The following is a 19,443-nucleotide window of genomic DNA, read 5'->3' on the forward strand; positions in this document are numbered from 1 at the left end:
CGGACCCATGTTCCGCCTCGACCCCCACGCCCAGGCCCGCGGACGCGGCTGCCCCGTCTGAGACGGCGCGGCCGATGTGAGGTTCGTCCTGCGCCCGACGGGGCATGGGTCTGCGCACGGTGGCGGACATCGCCGCCGCTGGAGCACCCCGACCCCCGGAGTGGGCGATGACGAACCTGGCGACGGCGCTGGTGGAGACGTCCGGGCAGCACGGCGACCGGCCGGCGCTGCGCCTCGACGACCGGACGATGACGTACCGGGAGTTCCTGGACGCCGCGCGGGGGGTGGCGGGCCTGTTGCGCAGCCGCGACGTCGGGGCCGGGGACCGCGTCGGGATGGTCTTCCCCAACGTGCCCGCGTTCCCGGTCGTGTTCTACGGCGCCCTGCTGGCGGGCTGCGTCGTCGTCCCGATGAACCCGCTGCTCAAGGGCCGGGAGATCGAGTTCTACCTCGACGACGCGGGGATGTCGCTCGTCTTCGCCTGGGACCAGGCCGCCGACGCCGCGCGCGAGGCCGCGCAGGGCCGGGACATCGAGGTGGTCGCGGTCGACGCGGCGGGCCCCGACGACGGCACGCTCGAGGGAGCCGCGCCGCTCGACGAGCCCGTCGACCGCGACGACGACGACACCGCGGTCATCCTCTACACCTCGGGCACCACCGGGTCGCCCAAGGGCGCCGAGCTGACCCACGCCAACCTCGCGACCAACGCCCGCACGTCGACGACCACGCTGACCGAGCTCGGCCCCGACGACGTGGTGATGGGCTGCCTGCCGCTGTTCCACGTGTTCGGGCTGACGTGCGGGCTCAACTCGGCGGTGCGCAGCGGCGCCTGCCTGACGCTGCTGCCGCGGTTCGACGGGACGAAGGCGCTGTCGATGATCGGGCGCGATCACGTGACCGTCTTCGAGGGCGTGCCGACCATGTACTCCGGCCTGCTGCACGTGGAGGACCGCGAGCAGTACGACGTGTCGTCGCTGCGCTGCTGCATCTCCGGGGGCTCGGCGATGCCGGTCGAGGTGCTCCGCGAGTTCGAGGAGACCTTCGGCTGCATCGTGCTGGAGGGCTACGGGCTCTCCGAGACCTCACCGGTGGCCTCGTTCAACCACCCCCACGCCGAGCGCAAGGCGGGTTCGGTGGGGACGCCGGTGGCCGGGATGGAGCTGCGCCTGGTCGACGACGACGGCGAGGACGTGACCGGCGACGACCCCGGCGAGATCGCCATCCGCGGCGAGGGCCTGATGAAGGGCTACTGGGGCCGGCCCGAGGCGACCGCCGAGTCGATCCCCGACGGCTGGTTCCGCACCGGCGACGTGGCCCGCCGCGACGACGACGGCTACTACTTCATCGTCGACCGCAAGAAGGAGATGATCATCCGCGGGGGCTACAACGTCTACCCGCGCGAGATCGAGGAGGCGCTCTACGAGCACTCCGCGGTCGCCGAGGTGGCCGTGATCGGCATCGCGCACCGCGACCTCGGCGAGGAGGTGGGCGCGGCCGTCGCCCTGCGGCCCGGCGCCGAGGTGGACGTCGAGGAGCTGCGCGACTTCGCGAAGGAGCGGGTGGCGGCCTACAAGTACCCCCGCCACGTCTGGCTGCTCGACGAGCTGCCCAAGGGCCCGACCGGCAAGATCCTCCGCCGCGAGGTCGAGCCGCCCGAGGACCTCTAGCCGGTCTCGACCACGAGCCAGCCGCCGTGGTCGTCGGCGACCGTGAAGGGACGGCCCGTGCGCTCCCCGAGGGCGTGCAGGCCCGGGTGGTCGAAGGTGCGCAGGTGCCCGTAGACCGGCTCGGGGACGTCCTCGTAGGGCACGGCGACGACGACCCGGCGGCGGGCGACGCGCACCATCTCGTCGAGCACCGCCGTCGTGTCCGCGGCGGGCAGGTGCTCGAGGAGGTGCACGGCGGTCACCGTGTCCACCGCGCCGGCGCGGGCGGGCAGGTGGCGGGCGTCGGCGACGGCGGTGCGCACGGCCTCCCCGCGGCGCCGGGCCACCGCCCCGAGCAGGCCCATCGTGCCCGCGGTGTGGTCGGTGGCGACGACGTCGAACCCCTCCTGCGCCAGGCGCAGCGGCAGGAAGCCGAAGCAGGACCCGACGTCGAGCACCGTCCGCCCGCGGATCTCCGCGTGGGCCCGGTCGTGCACCGGGGCGAACGCCGCCAGCGACGACTCGGGAGGGGCGTCGGGGTCCGGGGGTTCCCGCGGGTCGCGCAGCACGGCGAGCGAGTTGGCGTAGAACGTCGACCAGGCCGTGAGCGGGTCGCTGATCGTCGAGCGCACGATGCCGGTGAACACGCGCTCGAAGTCGCCGGCCGAGGCGACGACACCGGTCAGCTCACGGGCGACGAGCCCGGCGATGTCGTCGTCGAGCTCGTCGGGTCGCAGCCGGTGCAGCACGAGCAGCCGGGCGCCGGGACGGTGCACCTCGAAGTGCTCGGTGACCCGCTCCGGCGGGCGCGACGCGACCAGCCGCACGGGGACCGGGGCGCGGTCGACGTGGCAGACGACCACCCGGTCGTCCTCCCAGCGCCCCGGGTGCGACGGAGCGAGGGGGTCGATCCGCACCGACCCGGCCGCGACGGGGACGTCGCGCAGCCCGGTCACCGTCCGATCATCTCGGCGGCCATGTCGTGGCTGACCTCGGAGAGCCCGGTGAGGTCGCGGACGACACGGATGCGGTCGACGAACTCCGCGTAGCGCGGCAGGTCGCAGGCGCCGAGGCCCCACGAGTAGCGCGGCTCCGGGGTCAGCCAGATCGTCTCGCGGGCCCGGCGGGTGATCTCGGCGAACGCCTCCATGTTCGCGTCGTTGCCGTTGCCCCGCCCGTCACCCAGCACGATCACCGTCGAGCGCCGGTTGACCGCCGAGCCGTGGTCGTCGAGGAACGTGCCGAACGCCGTCCCGTAGTCGGAGTTGGCGTCGACGTCGATGAGGTCGCCGCCGAAGATCAGGCCCAGCGCGTCCTCGACGGTGTGGTCGGCGAAGAGGTCGGTGACCTCGATGAGGTCGGAGACGAACGCGAACGAGCGCACCTGCCCGAACATGTCCTGCAGGCCGTGCACGAGGTGCAGGGTGAACCGCGCGGTGGCGCGCACCGACAGCGAGACGTCGGCCAGGATCACCAGGCGGGGCTTGTCCTCGGTGCGCGCGACGGTCACGGGGCGGAACGGGATGCCGTCGAAGCGCATGTTGCGCCGCATCGTCCGGCCCGGGTCGATGCGCCCGCGCGGCGACTCGCGGCGCTTGTGGGTCAGCGCGCCGTGCAGCGTCTTGGCCAGCCGGCGCAGGGAGTCCTCGAGCTGCTGGCGCTCGTGCTCCTCGGCGCGGTCGACCTCGGCCCGGTGGGCCTCCTCGTCGGCGTGGCCGCCGTCGACGATGCGCTGCTCGATCTCCATCAGCCGCTCGAGGTGCCGCTTGATGGCCTCGGGCAGGTTCTCGAGCATCCCCGCCAGGCGACGCCGCAGCGCCATGGCGTCGGACTCGTCCCCCTCGTCGTCCATCCCGTCCTCGACGCCCTGCAGCCAGCCCAGCAGGGCCTCCTGCTGGGCGACGTTGAGGTCGGCGTCGACCTTCGTGCCCGCCTCCGTCGCGACGTCGCCGGGCAGCCCGCCGCCGTGGAGGCGGTCGGTCTCGATCTGGACCTTCTCCTGGGTGCCGGTCTGGTCGGTGGCGCCGTCCTTGGAGAAGACGATCTCGTCGGTCATCGCCGCGAGGTCGAGCTTGTTGGCCTCCTGGTGCAGGTTGTACTGCTGGGCCATGTCCTCGGGGTCGAAGAACTCCTTGATGTCGACCGGCGTGCCGTGGTCGTGCCCCTCCTGCGGGGTCTCGCTCGGCTCGTCGGAGAGCGTGAAGTTCTCCAGCGCGCCGGTGTCCTCGAGGTCGTCGTGGCCGTGCCCGTGGCCGTGCCCGCGCTGCTCGTCGCCGATGCGGACCAGCGCGAAGAAGGCATCGAAGATCTCGTCGAACGTGTGCTCGTCGCGGATGTCCTTGACCAGTGCGACGCGCAGCGCGGCCTTGAGCGTCTCGCGGTCGGCGAGCACCCCCGGCTCGCGCGCGCAGCGCATCGCGTCCAGGACCTCGGAGGTGGAGATCCGCACCTGACGGATGCGGAGCAGCCGGACGAAGCGGTGGATGCTGGCCTCCACGCCGGGGCCTCCTCTCGCTCGCCGCCGCGCCTAGAGCGCGCGCTTCTTGCCGAGGCCGAACGAGCGGCTGCCCTGGCTGGAGCTGACCGGCCGCTTCTTGGGCGGCTCGGCCTCGCCGCTGCGTGCCTTCTCCTGGTACTCGCGGCCGGGGGCGCCGTAGACCCCGACGTGCCGGCCCTCCTGGTCCTTCGCCGCGCGCACCGCCCGGCCGTCGGGGCCGTCGTCCGCGTCGTCGTCGACGGGGCGCGAGGTCGCGGGCGCCGGGCCCGCGGAGTGCCCGTTGTCCCCGTGACCGTGCCCGTGACCGTGCCCGTGGCCATGGCCATGGCCGTGGTCGGCGACCTCGGCGTTCGGGTCGACGAGCTTGGGCAGCGCCCCGAGGGCCTTCGTGACGTCCTTGTCGTACTTGACGACGACCGACACGGTGTCGGAGAGGATCGCGCTGTTGAGCTCGTCGACGCCGAGCACGGCGAGCGTGCGGGCCCAGTCGATGGTCTCGGAGATGCTCGGCGCCTTGCGCAGCTCGAGCTCGCGCAGGCCGCGGACGACCTCGACGAGCTCGCGCGCGGCGGCCTCGGGCAGCCCGGTGTCCTTCGACCGCACGATCTCGAGCTCGCGCTCGGCGGTCGGGTAGTCGAGGAACAGGTGCAGGCAGCGGCGCTTGAGGGCGGCGGCCAGGTCGCGCGTGTTGTTGCTGGTCAGGATGACGTAGGGCGCGTTCTCGGCCTTGAAGGTGCCGACCTCGGGCACCGAGATCTGGAACTCGCCGAGGGTCTCGAGCAGCACGGCCTCGAGGGCCTCGTCGGCGCGGTCGACCTCGTCGATCAGCAGCACGACGGGCTCGTCGGAACGGATGGCCTCCATGAGGGGGCGCTCGGCGAGGAACTCCTCGGAGAAGAAGACGCTGTCCTGCGAGGCGATCCGCTCGACCGAGGTCTTGATGTCGGGAGCGTCCTGGACGATCTCGGCGATCTTCTCGCGCAGCATCTGGGTGTAGAGCAGCTGCTTGCCGTAGTCCCACTCGTAGAGGGCCTTGGTCTCGTCCTGGCCCTCGTAGCACTGCAGCCGCAGGAAGCGCCGGCCCGTGGCCAGCGCGAGCATCTTGGCCAGCTCGGTCTTCCCGACGCCGGCGGGGCCCTCGAGCAGCAGCGGCTTCTCGAGCCGCGTCAGCAGGAAGACGGTGGTGGCCAGCCGCCGGTCGGCGATGTAGCCGTGCTCGGCGAGCGCGTCGACGACCTCCTCCACCGAGGCGAAGGGGTGGGCGCCGGTCTCCGGCTCGTCGGTCGTGCTGGTCACGCGAGGTCCTTCCCTACGGGTGGCGGATCGAGGGGAACACACCGGTGCCCGGTGGGCCAGCGGGAGGCCGGCCTCACCGGGCACCGGTGCGACGATCAGCTGAGCAGGTCGTCGAGGTCACCGTTCATGCAGTGGTCCACGACGGGGCGCACGGTCGTGAACGTGCACTCCTTGGGGTTGCCCGGCGTGCAGGCGTCCCCGAGGACGTGGTTGGTGATGCGGTCCACGTCGGCGTCGTTGCCCGTGATGGTCTTCTCGTTCTCGTAGAACTTCGTGGGGCCCTGGCCCAGACGGTTCTTCGAGTACGAGTCCTGGGTGACGTCGGTGAACTTCTCCGGGATGCCCACGTCGCGCAGCAGCCGGATGGAGGCGGCGAGCGCGGCCTCGGCGGCCTGGACGTCGGTCATGTGCGTGGTGTCCACGCCCATGGCCTCGGCGATGCGCGCGAAGCGCTTGTAGGCGACGGGCATGTTGAACGCCCACACGCGGGGGAGCGCGACGGCGTTGTTCAGGCCGTGGTGGGTGTCGTAGAAGGCCGACACCGCGTGCGAGATCGAGTGGATGATCCCGAGGCCGCCGGAGTTGAACGCCTGGGCGGCGATGTACTGCGCGTACATCATGCCCTGGCGGCCGGGGAGGTCCTGCCCGTTCCACACGGCCTCGCGCAGGTTCTGTGCGGTGAGCTCGATGGCGTGCAGGGCGTTGCCGAGGCTCGGCTCGAAGTTCAGGCGCGAGACGTAGGGCTCGGAGGCGTGCGCGAGGACGTCGAAGCCGCACTGGGCGGTGAAGTCGATCGGGCAGTCGTAGTAGAGCACCGGGTCGTCGATCGCCAGGCTGGTCACCGAGGCGTCGTCGAACGCGACGTACTTGTGCGGGTTGTTGGGGTCGGTCGTGGTGTCGGTGATGACGTAGGCCCACGACGTCTCCGAGCCGGTGCCGGCCGTGGTGGAGACCGCGATGTGCGGCGGGTTCTTCGGGTTCTCGGACTGGTTGAAGCCCTCGAACTCGTTGACGTTGCGGCCGTCGTGCGCCACCGAGACGCGGGCGCCCTTGCAGGCGTCGTGCGACGAGCCGCCGCCGATGGAGACGAAGCTGTCACAGGAGTTCTCCTGGTACAGCTTCACCGAGTCCATGACGTTGTAGTCCTTGGGGTTGGACTCGACCTGGTCGTAGATGACCGTCTCGATCCCGTGCCACTTCATGGACTCGGAGATCTTGTGGACGATGTCCGTGCCGCGCAGGCCCGAGGTCATGATCAGCGTCTTCTTGAAGCCCATCTTCAGGGCCTCGGGGCCGATCAGCTCGTGCGAACCCGGACCCATGAGCGCCCGCGGGAAGGGGTGGAACTCCTTGATCGGGAACGGCTTGAGCAGCTCGTCAACCTGCATGACTGTCCTCTCGTCGGGTCGTGCCGGGGAGCGCCCGTGGGGCGGGCTCCTCGGGATCCGGCGCGACGCTAGGCGTGGCGCGGGTCACCAGGACAGGGGCGCGCGGTGATCCCGACCACGGCGACGGTCCCCGTCCTGGACCTTCGGACAGGGCGCACGCCTGACCATCGTGCGGCGTTGCCGTGTAGCTGTTGTTGCCAGTTGTACGCGACAGTGTGGGGTGGGTGGAAGGGGGAACCTCTCGGGGCGTGAGCCCCGACCTCGCCGGACGCACCGCCCTCGTCACCGGCGCGAGCCGCGGGCTCGGCCGCGAGATCGCCGCCGGGCTCGCCGCGGCCGGGGCGTCGGTGATCGGGATGGCCCGGGACGCGGCCGCCCTGTCCGAGGCCGCGGCGTCGTTCGGGGGACGGGCCCTGCCCCACGACCTGGCCGACGTCGACGGCATCGCCGACCGCGTCGACGGCCTCGAGGTGGACGTGCTGGTCAACGCCGCCGCGGTGATGAGCTCGCCGCGCTCCAAGACGCTCGACGCCTCGCTCGCGGAGTGGCGCGACGTCCGCGCGGTCGACCTCGACGCGCCGTTAGCCCTGGTCCAGGCGCTGGTGCCCGGGATGGCGCGGCGGCGCTGGGGCCGGGTGGTGAACGTGTCCGCGTGCCTGGGGCGCCTCACCGGCCCGGGCACCGCGGGCGGGCTCGCGCCCTACCGCGTCGCGAAGGCGGGGCTCAACGCGCTGACCCGCAACCTCGCCCACGAACTCGCCCTCGGCCGGCGCGGCGTGCTCGTCGACGCCACCTGCCCGGGCCACTGCCGCACCGACATGGGCGGCCCCGACGCGCCCCGCTCGATCGCCGAGGGCGCGGACACCGCGCTGTGGCTCTGCCTGCGCGACTCGACCCCGTCCGACCCGGCCCCGACCGGGCGGCTGTGGGAGGACCGGGCCGAGGTGCCCTGGTGACGGCGCCGCGCTCGCGGTTACTGGCTGGTATCGCTCGCTGGGCGAGCGATACCAGCCAGTAACCATCCGGTCTCATTCTCCGGGCTCGGCGCTCCACCGGTGCTGTGCCGCAGGAGCGTCCGCCAGGAGGGCGACCAGGCCGTCGTCGGAGCGAGCGAGACGGAGGTGTCGCGGCTCGGCGGAGGTGCCCGTGAGGGCGTGGACGACCAGCCGGCACCAGCTCCTCCAGGCGTGCTCGACCGGGTCGCCGCCGATCGCCTCGAACTCCGCCTCCAATACGTCGAGGTACTGCCGGTAGAGGTCCGGCCTCAGGCTCAGCGTCACCGCCCGAGCATGTGGCTCCCGCCGTCGCGGGCGGACGCGGACGAGCGACGCGGCCGGTTCGCTCGCGGCGTCGAGGCCGAGACAGCGCAGGTGTCGCGCCAGCGCGTCGAGCTCGGCCGCGTACACGGCGGGGTCGTCGTGCGGCCCGGCGGGTGTCGGAGGCCTCCCTCCGGGGTCGTCGTCGCGTTCCTCGACGAGGCGGAGCCCGTGCTCGCCATCGGTGAGCGCCAGACGGCTGACGTGGTTGATGCCGTCGCCGTGATCGGTCGTCAGGTGGTCCAGGATCTCGAGCATCGCGAGACCCCGGGCATGGTCGACGGGATCGGCACGCGAGGCCGAGCTGGCGCCGAGGTGTTCGAGGTATCGGCGATAGCGCGCCTCGTCGACATCGAGGACCGCCGGCGGCCCCCCGGATCGGCGTGGTGCGATGCGCACCGAGGACGCCCCTGGTTCCGCGTGCGCGTCGAGACCGTTCTCGTGCAGGAAGTCGACCAGCCGATCCAGCTCGGGACTCGGCGACCCAGGCACGTCCGTAGACGCTAGCACTGGCGGTCGCGGGGTGTGACGGTGTTGATGTTCCTGGTCAGCGCGTCGATGAACATGACGACGATCTGGTCGCGGACCTTCTGGCCGGTCTCCTCGTTGATCAGGAACACCACTCGTGACAGGCACGTCTGGTCGGCCGGCGCCGGGGCCGTCACGTCGGGATCGGCCGCGATGCTCTCCGCCGCGAAGTCCGCGACGTCACGCCAGTTGCGGAACGTGCCGGTCTCGAAGGCCATGTTCTGGAAGTCCGTCTGGTGCCGGACCTGGATGTGGCGGTAGCCGTACCGCGGGGCGGGATCGCGCAGCGGTCCACCGCAGCGCAGCGTGATCCCGTTCGAGAACTGGCGAACGATCTTGTCCTCCGCCGTCGAGCGCCCACAGGCGCCCCACGGGGGAGCCGGTGGCAGCGTGGGCGCGGTCACGATCTGGCCGACGACCGCCTCGGCGTTCGCCGCTGGCGCCAGAAAGACGATCACGAAGCAGGTGAACGCCGGGACCAGCCGTGCGAGCAGGCCACGGTGAGGACGGTCAATGGGTGCTCGCGGGCTGGTCGGCCGGCCCGCTCCTGGCGTTTCGCGCACGACGGGGAGCCTGTTCCGCTTGGTACCGACCGGAGGGCAGATCGTTCAAGTTCGTTGCTTCTGCAAACGCCCCTCGGGCGGCGGCGCCCTGCTCAGAGGTCGGCGAGGGCCGCGCGGGCGAGGTCGAGCGCCCGCTCGCGGGAGACGCCGAGCGCAGTGACGGCGCGGGCGTACTCCGCGGCGAGGTCGCGGGCCGGGTCGGCGGCGGCGTCCGCCCCGACGACGAACGTCCCGAGCCGGCCGCGGGTCTCGACGACACCGGCCGCCTCGAGCTCGCGGTAGGCCCGCGCGACGGTGCCGGGGGCGAGGTTGAGCTCCCCGGCGAGGCGGCGCACGGCGGGCAGGCGGGTGTGCGGGGCCAGCGCGCCGGTGCGGGCGAGCTCGGTGACGCGGGCGCGCAGCTGGGAGTACGGCGGGTCGTCGGAGTCGGGGTCGAGGTCGATGAGCTCCTCGGGTGCGCTCACGAGAACCCCCGCCCGAGCTGGTCGAACGCCTCCGCGACCAGGGCGCCGAGCGCGTCGGCGTCGGCCTCGGGGCGCGCGTGCCAGGCGCTGAACACGGCCCGCATCGCGGCCACGACCGCGCGCCCGAACACCTGGGCCCGCAGCGAGCCGGCGTCGACCTCCCACCGGCGGGCGGCGTCGGCGGCGAGGGTCTGCTCCCAGTCGCGGTAGCGCACGGTGGCGCGCGCGGCGAGCTCGGGCACGTCCTCGATGAGCCCGAGCCGGCGGCGCAGGGCGGGCAGCTCGGCGGCCGCGTAGTGGTTGACCGCGAGGAACGCCGCGCGGGCGGCGGCGACCGGGTCGTCGCCGGGCTGCGCGCCCAGCACCGCGGCCAGCGCCGCGAGCCCGTCGTCGAGCTCGCCGAGCACGACGTCGAGCTTGGTCGGGAAGTACCGGAAGAACGTCCGCCGCCCGACCCCGCCGGCGACCGCGAGCTCGTCCACCGTCGTCTCGTCGAAGCCCTGGGTCGCGAACAGCTCGAGAGCGACGTTCTCGAGGCGCTGCGCCCGTGCGCTCCGCCCCACCGTCCCGGTCACCACACCATCCTCTACCAACCCGTCGGGCGGCCCGCCCCGGCCGTTCGGACAGGCGGTTCCCACCCGGACCGACCCTGGCGGATGGCACCGAGTGCCGCTTACGGTTCGCAGCGCCCGAGGCACCCGCTGGTGAGGAGGACGCGATGGAGGAGCACGAGGAACTGGTCGAGGAGACCCTCGTCGAAGAGGTCTCGATCGACGGCATGTGCGGCGTCTACTGATGTCGACGACGGCGGCGGGGGCCGGACCGACCCCAGGATTCACGGCCCCCGCCGGCGTCGGGCACTTCGACGCGGATCGCCCGTACCGGCTCTCCGGTTCGGTCTCCCTGCGCCCGGAGTCCTTCGGCGCCCTGGTCTACGACTTCCACACCCGGCGGCTGTCGTTCCTCAAGACCCGGATGCTCGTCCGGGTCGTCGAGGTGCTCGGCGACCACCCCGACGTCCACGGCGCCCTCGAGGCCGCCGAGGTCCCTGCACCACAGCGGGAGCAGTACCTGAAGGCCCTCGCCGGGCTCGCGCAGGCGGGGACGATCAAGGCCCGGGAGGACGCGGCATGAAGCTCGTCGACCACTTCGTCGAAGGCCTGAGCTCCCCGATCTGCCTGACCTGGGAGCTCACCTACGCCTGCAACCTGTCCTGCGTGCACTGCCTGAGCTCGTCCGGCCGCCGCGACCCCCGCGAGCTGTCGACCGACGAGGCCAAGGCCGTCATCGACGAGCTCCAGCGCATGCAGGTCTTCTACGTCAACATCGGCGGCGGCGAGCCGACGGTGCGCAGCGACTTCTGGGAGCTGCTCGACTACGCGATCGCCCACGACGTGGGGGTCAAGTTCTCGACCAACGGCGTCAAGCTGGACAAGGCCCGTGCCGCGCAGCTGGCGCAGACCGACTACGTCGACGTCCAGATCTCCCTGGACGGCGCGACGGCCGAGGTCAACGACCACGTCCGCGGGCCGGGCTCGTTCGACACCGCGATCCGCGCGATGGAGAACCTGCACGAGGCCGGGTTCGGCCAGTTCAAGATCAGCGTGGTGGTGACGCGCCAGAACGTCGACCAGCTCGACGACTTCAAGGCGATCGCCGACCGCTACGGCGCCCAGCTGCGGATCACCCGCCTGCGCCCGTCGGGCCGCGGCGCGGACACCTGGGACGAGCTGCACCCGACCCAGGCCCAGCAGAGGCAGCTCTACGAGTGGCTGGTCGCGCGCGGGGAGGACGTCCTCACCGGCGACTCGTTCTTCCACCTCTCGGCCTACGGCCAGGAGCTGCCGGGGCTCAACCTCTGCGGCGCCGGTCGCGTCGTGTGCCTCATCGACCCGGTCGGCGACGTGTACGCCTGCCCGTTCGCGATCCACGACCAGTTCCTGGCCGGGAACGTGCGGTCCGAGGGCGGTTTCCAGGAGGTCTGGCAGCACTCGGAGCTGTTCGCCGAGCTGCGGGGCCCCCAGTCCGGGGGCGCGTGCACGAAGTGCTCGCACTACGACGCCTGCCAGGGCGGCTGCATGGCGGCGAAGTTCTTCACCGGCCTGCCGCTCGACGGCCCGGACCCGGAGTGCGTCCTCGGCAACGGTGAGCGCGAGCTCGCCAAGCTGGAGATGGACACCGTGATCCCCAAGCCGTCGTTGGACCACTCGCACCGCACCAAGCCCCGGGACCGGGAGCCGGTACCGCTGACGCTGTCGGTGCGCCGCCCGGACAAGGCCTGCGACTCCGACCCCCTCGCCGGCGAGGGCCGCCGCCTCCCGGCGGGGATCCGGGTCAACTGACGCTCCCCCGGTGCCGCGGGCGATCCCCGCGGCACCGGGGTGAGGCCCGCCGCGTACGTACTTCCCGCCGTTCCCTCGCCGCGCGCCGGTGCGGAGCGCGAGCCTGCTCGTCCAGGACCCGACGAGCGGGAGACGGTATGGCCACGATCGACGTCAACGGCACGACGCTCTACCACGAGCAGCGGGGCGCCGGTCCACCGTTGTTGTTCATCTCGGGTGCCACCGGCGACGCCGGGCACTGGACCGAGGTGGCCGACGCCCTGGCCGACGAGTACACCGTCGTCACCTACGACCGGCGCGCGAACTCGCGCAGCCCCCGGCCCGAGGGGTACACCACGGCGTCGCTCCCCGAGCAGGCCGACGACGCCGCCGCGCTGATCGAGGCACTGGGCCTCGCGCCCGCGCTCGTCTACGGCAACAGCGCCGGGGCGTTGATCCTCACCGACCTCGTGCTCCGTCGGCCCGACCTGCTGCGCGGGGCGGTCCTGCACGAACCTCCGTTCGCCGCGGTGACCTCGCACCCGGACGAGGTCCTCGGCACCCTCCAGCAGATCATCACCGACGGCATGGCCCAGGGCGGCCCGGCGCGCGCCACCGAGCTGTTCCTGCGGAGCGTCAGCGGCGACGAGGTCTACGACGCGTTCGCCCCGGACCTCCGGGACCGCATGCTGGGCAACGGCGAGGTCCTGTTCGCGGTCGAGATGGAGCCGATCATGGGCTACCTGCCCACCGTGGAGCAGCTCTCCGGCGTCCGGGTCCCCTGCGTCGTCGCGTCGGGTGCCGAGAACCGCGACCCCACCGCCCCCGGCCACTGGTTCTGGGAGGCAGCGCAGTGGGTCGCCGACGGTCTCGGGGTGCCCCTGCTGGAGACGCCCGGGGCGCACGTTCCCCAGGCCTCGCACCCCGCCGAGCTCGTGGCGATGCTCCGGCCGGTCCTCGCCCGCGTCGCGACGTCATCGCCGGTGACCGCCTGACTCCGAAGCGTGGAGTCCGTTACGTCTCCTGCCGAGACAGATCAGGCCGGACGTACCCACTTTCGATCCGGTTCCATGATCGGCGCGTTGGACCTGGTGTGACCGCGACACCGCAGCCCCTCCCGGAGCCGCTGGCCGCCCTGCCCCTGCTCACCGAGGCGGGCGTCAGCGTCTACTGGGTCCCGCTCGAGGGCCGCACCGCGTGGGTGGCCGACCCCGACACCCGCCAGGTGTGGATCTCCCGCTCCGTCCCCCGTGACGCGCTGCTGCACTGCCTCATCGAGGCGCTGCGCGTGCTCGATGACGGCGCGGCCGAGGCAGCGCCTCCCGCGCCGCCGGCGCGGCCGGCGCTGCGCCTCGTGCGCTGACCCGCGGGGTCAGTCGAACGAGCTGCTCGACGACGACCCGGAGTCGCTGCTCGACGAGCCGGAGTCGCTGCTCGACGACGAGTCGCTGCTCGACGAGCCCGCGTCGCTCCAGGAGCCGTGGTCGTGGCCGTGGTGCCCGCTCTCGTGGCCGCCGTGGTGGTGGTGTCCGTGGTCGTGGTGGCCGTGGTCGTACGGGCCGCCGGTGTCGGGGACGTGGTGGGCGTGCCAGTACTCCCACGTCGGGTCGGGCCAGGGGGTCGCGGCCGCCCACGAGCCCCCGCGGTGGCCGCCGTGGCCGCCCGCGCCGTACCCACCGGCGCCGTACCGACCGGCGCCGGCCCCGCCGGCGTGGACGCCCGCGGTCGCCGACCGCGCCACGCCCCACATCGCGGCGTGGATGCGCGTCCGGACGAGGTTCGCGACCGCGAGCATCGTCAGCAGCGACGCGACGACGATGCCCGCGACGGCCAGCACCAGCGCGCTGGTCGACCGCGACGTCAGGACCACGAGGACCAGGGCGGCGACGGCGACGACCTCGACGCCGATCGCGGCGATCACCAGGTTCCGGGCCAGCCGGGAGCGTTCGGTGTCGTCGAGTGACGAGGCGCCGAAGGGAAAGGACATGGTCGACGATCCTTCACCTGTGAGGACGATCGGGACAAGACGCCGGTGACGGGGTGTAGTCACGATCTGCTCAGCTGCCGGCCGACGAGGTGCCGCCGGTGCCGTGGTCGCCACCGGAGGTCCCGGAGCTGCTGCTGCCGGAGCCACCGTGTCCGCCGTCGGTCCCGTGGTCGGTGTCGGTGTCGGTGCCGTGGTCGGTGCCGTGGTCGGTGCCGTGGTCGGTCCCGTGGTCGGTGTCGTGGTCGGTGTCGGTGCCGTGGTGGGTGTCGGAGCCCCGGTCGTCCCGGGAGCCCGAGGAGGACGACCGCGTGGAGCTGCTCGACGACGTGGTGGTGTCGCCGCGGGGCGTGTCCGTGCCGGCCGAGCGCTCGGGCGCGGTCACCGCGGCGACGGTCGGGGTGGGCGACGTCGTCGTGGTGGTGGGCTCGGCGGGCGGGGCGGCCTCGACGGCCGCGACCGGCACGGGCTCGGCGGCGGCCGGGGACGCCGCCCCGGCGAGGGCGAGCGCGCCGCCGCCGAGGCCGCCGACCACCACGGCGACGGCCGCGACGGCGAGCGCGAGCCCGCGGCGGGAGCGCGTGCGGACGGGCGCGGAGATCGGGGCGGAGACCGGTGCGGCGAGGGGCGCGGCGAGGGGCGTCGAGGGCGGGGCGTACGACGCCATCGCGGGGTGCACGGCCGCGGGCCGGGCCGGGGGCAGGAGGACGGCGCGGGTCGTGGCCTCTGCGCGGTCGCCGGCGATCCGGGCGGCGCCGAGCGCGATCGCGTGCTCGGGCTCCTGGTCGACGGCCAGGGGGCACCCGAGCGCCGCGGTGAGCTCGGCGGCGACCGAGCCGATGCGCGTCGAGCGCCCGGCGAGCAGGACGAGGTCGGGCGTGTCGACCTGTGCGCTCGCGAGGGCACGGGACGCGGCGCCGGCGACGAGGTCGCCGGCTGGCTGCGCGTCCACGGCGTGGCTGACGGACTCGGGGCGGCCGAGGACGGTGAAGGTGCCCGCGCGGTGGGCCAGCACGGTCGCGTCGACACTGCCGCCGCCAAGGCCCACGACGGCCAGGGTCATCCCGTCGACGAGCTCGGCGCCGGCCGCGTACTGGCGGGCGACGGCCTCGGGCTCCGTGGTCAGCGCGACGGCGCCGAGGCCCAGGGCGTCGGCGACACCGGCGAAGGCGGTGCGCTCCTCGGTGCCCCAGCCGGCGGGGTGGGTGAGCACGATCGACGCCGGGGCGCCGCCCTCGCGCTCGGCGACGCGGTCGACGACGCGGCGCAGCAGCACGCCGAGCAGCGCGCTCGCGGCGAAGGGGGCGCCGTCGATGGTCATCGGGTTCGGGTCGGCGATGCGGGGGCGGATGCCGGCCGCCGCGCGGGTGGGTTCGGTGACGGCCTGCCGCATCGCCTCGTCGCCGACGAGCGGCGGACCCTCCGCGCTCCAGACCAGGACCGAGGGCATGGCGGCGCTCTGCTCGCCGAGGGCGACGACGCCGACCCGCCCGGCGCGGTGGACGGCGGCGGTGGTGGTCGTCGTGCCGAGGTCGACACCGAGGTGGTAGGTCATCGTGGTCTCCTGCGCCGGGGCGGGTGTTCTGGTCACGAAGCCTCGCGCCGGACCGCCGCCGGGAGAGTGGGGTAGACCCCACCCCGCGGGGGTGCTGGCCCTCGTTCCCGCCGGTCAGGCGCGCGCGGCGGGCCGCGACTAGCGTGCGGGCGGTGCTGGGCGACCCCGTCGTGCTCGGCGGGCGCACGGCGCCCGCGCGCGTGCTCTTCGGCCCCCACGTCACCCACCTCGCCGACCCGCGCCGGCCGCGGGCGCTCGGGCCCGGCCACGTCGCGCACTACCGGGCGCGGGCCGCGGGCGGGACGGGGGTGATCGTCACGGAGGTGGCGTCGGTGGTCGCCGGGGACCATCCCTACGAGGACGCGCCGCTCGCCGCCGAGTGCGGCCCCGGGTGGTCGGCGATCGCCGAGGCGTGCCGGCCGGCGCTCGTGCTCGCCGGGCTCGGGCACGCGGGCGGCCAGGGCTCGTCGGCCCACACCCGCGGCCCCCTGCACGCGCCCTCGCCCGTCCCCGACCCGGCGAGCGGGGAGGTGCCCGCGGCGCTCGACGAGGACGGGATCGCGGCGGTCGTGGCCGGCTTCGCCGACGCGGCCGCGGCGGCGGTGGCCGCGGGCTGCGACGGGGTCGAGGTGGCGGCCGGGCAGCACGCGCTGCTGCGGCAGTTCCTGTCGGGCCTGACCAACCACCGCGACGACGCGTACGGCGCGGACCGGGCGCTGCTTCTCGTCGAGGTGCTGGCGGCGGTGCGCGCCGCGGTCGGGTCCGCGGTCGTCGGGCTGCGCCTGACCGTCGACGAGCTCGCGCCGTGGGCGGGCGTCACCCCGGCGTCCGCGCGGGAGGTGCTGGGGCGGGTGGCCCACCTCGTCGACGTGGTCGTGCCGGTGCGGGGCTCGGCGCTGTCGGTGGGCGCGACGCGGCCCGACGCCCACACCGCGCCCGGCTTCCTGCGCGGCACGGTCCGGTCCGTGCGGGTCGACGGGGTGGCGACGGTGCTGGCCGGCAGCGTCGTCGACCCGGCACTCGCCGACGACGTCCTCGCCTCCGGGGACGCCGACCTCGTCGAGATGACCCGCGCCCAGCTCGCCGCACCCGACCTCGTCGCGACCGTCCGCGGCGGCGCCGTACCCCGCCCGTGCGTCCTGACCAACCAGCACTGCCGGGTGCGCGACGTCCGCAACCCGCGGATCGGGTGCACGGTGGCGCCGGCCGTCACCGCGACCGGGCCCACCGTCGAGCCGGTGCTCGTGGTGGGCGCCGGCCCGGCCGGGCTGGAGGCCGCGCTCTGTCTCGCCCGGGCCGGGGTACCGGTGCGGCTGGTCGAGCGCGACGACGCCCCCGGCGGGCTGCTGCGCCACGTCGCGGGGCTGCCGGGGCGGGAGCGGTTCGCGCGTCTCGTCGCCTGGTACGCCGACGAGCTGGGCGCGCTCGGGGTGACGGTGGCGCTGGGGACGTCGGCGGAGGTGCCGGCCGCGGGGCGGGTGGTGGTCGCGACCGGTGGCGTCGACCGTCCGGGGCGGGCGACACCGATCGCGGCGGCGCTGTCCCACGGGGTTCCGCCCGGGCCGGTGGTGCTCGACGACCCGCTGGGCGACGGCGCGGCCGTCGCCCTGGCCGAGCGGCTCGCCGCGGACGGGCGCGAGGTCGCGATCGTGGCGCCCGGCGTGCTCGTGGGACCGGGCCTGGCCCGCACCGGCGACCTCGTCGACGCCCAGGCCCGCCTCGCGCGCGCCGGGGTCCGGCGGGTCACCGAGGCGCGGGTGACGGGCCGCTCGGCCGACGCGGTGACCGTCGCCGACGTCGTCACCGGCGCCACCACGACCCTGCCCGCCGCGGTGCTCGTCGACGCGGGCCCGCGCCGGGCACCGTCCACGCCGGCCCCGCGCCCGGGGCTGCACGTCGTCGGCGACGCCGTCGCGCCGCGGACCGTCGCCGAGGCCGTCCGCGAGGGCCGGGTGGCGGCCCGGGAGCTACTGGCATGACCGGGCCGCGGGTGATGGGCCTGGGCGATCCCGTGCGGCTCGGGCCGCGCGTCGCGCGGAACCGCATCGTCTTCCCCGCCCACCTCACGAACGCGGCGGTGGCGCGGCGCCCCACCCCGCAGCACGCCGCGTACTACGGGGCCCGCGCCGCGGGCGGGGCCGGGCTGGTGATCACCGAGGAGCAGTCGGTCGACCCCGCCGACCGGCCCTACGAGAAACTCGTCGACGGCACCGACCCCGCCGTCGTCCCGGGCTACCGGGCGATCGCCGAGGCCGTGCACGCCCACGGCGCGCTCGTCGTGGCGCAGCTCGGGCACAACGGCGGGCAGTCGTCGTCGCTGTACTCCCTCACCCCCGTCGACGGCGCCGACGACGAGCCGGACCCGATGTTCCGCGAGGTGCCCCGGCCGCTGTCCGACGCCGGGCTCGCGCGGCTGGTCGACGGGTTCGGGCTCGTCGCGTCGCACGTCGCCGCGGGCGGGCTCGACGGGGTCGAGGTGCAGTGCTCGCAGGCGTCGCTGATCCGCCAGCTGGTGTCGTCGCGGTCGCCGCGGGCGCTGACCTTCCTGCTGTCCGTGCTGCGCGCGGTCCGCGAGGCGATCGGGCCCGACCACGTGCTCGGGGTGCGGGTGCAGGGCGACGAGGGCGTGCCCGGCGGGCTCACCGCGGCCGACGCCGTCGCCGTCGCCCGGGCGGTGGAGGCGCACGTCGACTACGTCAGCACCGCCGTCGGCGTCGCCACCCGGACCCTGCCGATGATCGAGCCGCCGATGGGCGTGCCGGCGGGCTACGCGGCGCACGTGCCGTCGGCGGTGCGGGCGGCGGTGTCGGTGCCGGTGATCGGTGTCGGGAGGTTCACGACGCCGGCGCACGCGCGGGACACCGTGCGCGCCGGGGACTGCGACCTCGTCGGTGTCGTGCGCGGGCAGATCGCCGACCCCGCGTTCGCGGCGAAGGCGCTGCGCGGCGAGCGGGTGCGGCGCTGCATCGGCTGCAACCAGGAGTGCATCGCCCGCGTGGGCCTCAACCAGCGCCTGGGGTGCGCGGTGAACCCGTCGGCGGGCCGGGAAGCAGCGAATGACCTCGCTGCTTCTCCGCGCGCAGAGTCCCCGGTCGCTCGCGTGCTGGTGGTCGGCGGCGGGCCCGCGGGGCTGGCGGCGGCGGTGTCCGCGGCGCGGGCCGGGCACGCGGTGACGCTGGCCGAGGCGTCCGACGTCCTGGGCGGGCAGCTGGCGCTGGCCGCACGGGCCCCGGAACGCGGGGAGCTCGCGCACGCCGTCGCGGACCTCGCGTACGAGGCGAGGGAGGCCGGGGTGGCCGTGCGGCTGCGCAGCCCCGTGACGTCGGCCGGGGACGCCGACGTCGTGGTGCTCGCGACCGGCGCCCGGCCCGCCGTGCCCGACTGGGACGCGCGCGTCGTCGATGTCACCGAGGTGCTCGCCGGGCGGGTGGCGCCCGGCGGGCGGGTGCTCGTCGTCGACGCCGGGCGCGGGCACGCGGCGACGTCGACCGCCGAGCTGCTCGCGCGTCGCGGGGCGGCCGTCACGACGGTGACGTCGGCGCTCGTGGCGGCGGGGGACCTCGCCCCGACACTCGACCGCGAGCGGTGGCGCCGCCGCGCCGCCGACCTCGGGATCACCGAGCTCACCGATCGCGTCGTCCTGGGCGCGCGCGACGGCGTCCTGGACCTCCTGCACCACCTCACGGGCGTGCGGGAGACGTGGACCCCGGACTGGGTCGTGCACGCGGGCCCGCCGGCGCCGTACGTCCCGGAGCTGGTCACGGACGTCCCCGTCGTCCGCGTCGGCGACTGCGTCGCCCCCCGCGACCTCGACGCGGCGATCCGGGAGGGCACCGGGGCATGTGAGCAGTTCGGGCCCCTATAGGGGCCCGAACTGCTCACATA

At 74.4% G+C, this 19,443-nt stretch carries 19 protein-coding genes; 9 read left to right on the plus strand and 10 right to left on the minus strand.

Features of this window, described 5'->3' with window-relative positions; translation table 11 throughout:
- Positions 1-167: 167 nt before the first annotated feature.
- A complete protein-coding gene (locus tag ABD994_RS27595) occupies positions 168-1,667 on the plus strand; it encodes a long-chain-fatty-acid--CoA ligase (RefSeq protein ID WP_345423504.1) in 1,500 nt (499 codons plus the stop codon).
- On the opposite strand, the gene mftM is transcribed toward ABD994_RS27595, so the two are convergent.
- The 4 genes from mftM to mdo all read right to left on the minus strand — a co-directional run bounded on the left by mftM (position 1,664) and on the right by mdo (position 6,827).
- Positions 1,664-2,602, minus strand: a complete 939-nt coding sequence (mftM, locus tag ABD994_RS27600; RefSeq protein ID WP_345423507.1) for a mycofactocin oligosaccharide methyltransferase MftM — start codon at positions 2,600-2,602, stop codon at positions 1,664-1,666. The genes ABD994_RS27595 and mftM overlap by 4 nt on opposite strands.
- Positions 2,599-4,143 (minus strand): VWA domain-containing protein, encoded by a 1,545-nt coding sequence (locus ABD994_RS27605; RefSeq protein WP_345423510.1) that lies wholly within the window; start codon positions 4,141-4,143, stop codon positions 2,599-2,601. Before ABD994_RS27605 ends, mftM begins: the two co-directional genes overlap by 4 nt.
- Before the next feature lie 30 nt (positions 4,144-4,173).
- The gene (locus tag ABD994_RS27610) at positions 4,174-5,439 is read right to left on the minus strand and encodes an AAA family ATPase (RefSeq protein WP_345423513.1); all 1,266 of its coding nucleotides are present in this window, start codon (positions 5,437-5,439) and stop codon (positions 4,174-4,176) included.
- A 95-nt stretch (positions 5,440-5,534) separates the two neighbouring features.
- Entirely contained in the window at positions 5,535-6,827 is a 1,293-nt protein-coding gene (gene mdo, locus ABD994_RS27615) for an NDMA-dependent methanol dehydrogenase (RefSeq protein WP_345423516.1), read from the minus strand.
- 248 nt (positions 6,828-7,075) lie between these two features.
- Between mdo and ABD994_RS27620 the strand changes: the two genes are divergently transcribed.
- A complete protein-coding gene (locus ABD994_RS27620; RefSeq protein WP_345423520.1) occupies positions 7,076-7,783 on the plus strand; it encodes an SDR family NAD(P)-dependent oxidoreductase in 708 nt (235 codons plus the stop codon).
- 72 nt (positions 7,784-7,855) lie between these two features.
- Here the strand turns inward: ABD994_RS27620 and ABD994_RS27625 are convergent, their stop codons facing one another.
- The 4 genes from ABD994_RS27625 to ABD994_RS27640 form a co-directional block, all read right to left on the minus strand.
- Positions 7,856-8,401, minus strand: a complete 546-nt coding sequence (locus tag ABD994_RS27625) for a hypothetical protein (protein WP_345423522.1) — start codon at positions 8,399-8,401, stop codon at positions 7,856-7,858.
- 245 nt (positions 8,402-8,646) lie between these two features.
- Positions 8,647-9,129, minus strand: a complete 483-nt coding sequence (locus ABD994_RS27630) for a hypothetical protein (RefSeq protein WP_345423525.1) — start codon at positions 9,127-9,129, stop codon at positions 8,647-8,649.
- 197 nt (positions 9,130-9,326) lie between these two features.
- Positions 9,327-9,698, minus strand: coding sequence for a GntR family transcriptional regulator (locus tag ABD994_RS27635; protein ID WP_345423528.1), 372 nt, complete (start codon positions 9,696-9,698; stop codon positions 9,327-9,329).
- On the minus strand, positions 9,695-10,273 hold the full coding sequence (locus ABD994_RS27640; protein WP_345423532.1) for an acyl-CoA-like ligand-binding transcription factor: 579 nt from the start codon (positions 10,271-10,273) through the stop codon (positions 9,695-9,697). Before ABD994_RS27640 ends, ABD994_RS27635 begins: the two co-directional genes overlap by 4 nt.
- Before the next feature lie 143 nt (positions 10,274-10,416).
- Here ABD994_RS27640 and mftA point away from each other — a divergent pair, with 143 nt between their 5' ends.
- The 5 genes from mftA (at position 10,417) to ABD994_RS27665 (ending at position 13,382) form a co-directional block, all read left to right on the plus strand.
- Positions 10,417-10,494 carry a mycofactocin precursor MftA gene (gene mftA, locus ABD994_RS27645; protein WP_345423581.1) on the plus strand — a complete coding sequence of 26 codons (78 nt, stop codon included), beginning with the start codon at positions 10,417-10,419 and terminating at the stop codon, positions 10,492-10,494.
- Positions 10,494-10,832, plus strand: a complete 339-nt coding sequence (gene mftB, locus ABD994_RS27650; RefSeq protein WP_345423535.1) for a mycofactocin biosynthesis chaperone MftB — start codon at positions 10,494-10,496, stop codon at positions 10,830-10,832. The genes mftA and mftB overlap by 1 nt, the downstream gene beginning before the upstream one ends.
- Positions 10,829-12,040 (plus strand): mycofactocin radical SAM maturase, encoded by a 1,212-nt coding sequence (mftC, locus tag ABD994_RS27655; RefSeq protein ID WP_345423538.1) that lies wholly within the window; start codon positions 10,829-10,831, stop codon positions 12,038-12,040. The genes mftB and mftC overlap by 4 nt, the downstream gene beginning before the upstream one ends.
- 137 nt (positions 12,041-12,177) lie before the next feature.
- Positions 12,178-13,014 (plus strand): alpha/beta fold hydrolase, encoded by an 837-nt coding sequence (locus ABD994_RS27660; RefSeq protein WP_345423541.1) that lies wholly within the window; start codon positions 12,178-12,180, stop codon positions 13,012-13,014.
- 98 nt (positions 13,015-13,112) lie between these two features.
- Positions 13,113-13,382 carry a hypothetical protein gene (locus ABD994_RS27665; RefSeq protein WP_345423544.1) on the plus strand — a complete coding sequence of 90 codons (270 nt, stop codon included), beginning with the start codon at positions 13,113-13,115 and terminating at the stop codon, positions 13,380-13,382.
- Between the two features lie 9 nt (positions 13,383-13,391).
- Here the strand turns inward: ABD994_RS27665 and ABD994_RS27670 are convergent, their stop codons facing one another.
- Positions 13,392-14,006 carry a hypothetical protein gene (locus tag ABD994_RS27670; protein WP_345423547.1) on the minus strand — a complete coding sequence of 205 codons (615 nt, stop codon included), beginning with the start codon at positions 14,004-14,006 and terminating at the stop codon, positions 13,392-13,394.
- Between the two features lie 70 nt (positions 14,007-14,076).
- Positions 14,077-15,594: an Hsp70 family protein gene (locus tag ABD994_RS27675; protein WP_345423550.1), complete on the minus strand. Its 1,518-nt coding sequence runs from the start codon at positions 15,592-15,594 to the stop codon at positions 14,077-14,079.
- Between the two features lie 116 nt (positions 15,595-15,710).
- Here ABD994_RS27675 and ABD994_RS27680 point away from each other — a divergent pair, with 116 nt between their 5' ends.
- Together ABD994_RS27680 and ABD994_RS27685 are read left to right on the plus strand one after the other, a co-directional pair.
- A complete protein-coding gene (locus ABD994_RS27680) occupies positions 15,711-17,537 on the plus strand; it encodes an oxidoreductase (protein WP_345423553.1) in 1,827 nt (608 codons plus the stop codon).
- A complete protein-coding gene (locus ABD994_RS27685; protein WP_345423556.1) occupies positions 17,534-19,423 on the plus strand; it encodes an oxidoreductase in 1,890 nt (629 codons plus the stop codon). The genes ABD994_RS27680 and ABD994_RS27685 overlap by 4 nt, the downstream gene beginning before the upstream one ends.
- The last annotated feature ends 20 nt before the right edge of the window (positions 19,424-19,443 follow it).

This window comes from Actinomycetospora chlora (genome assembly GCF_039542135.1).
GTDB classification, from domain to species: domain Bacteria; phylum Actinomycetota; class Actinomycetes; order Mycobacteriales; family Pseudonocardiaceae; genus Actinomycetospora; species Actinomycetospora chlora.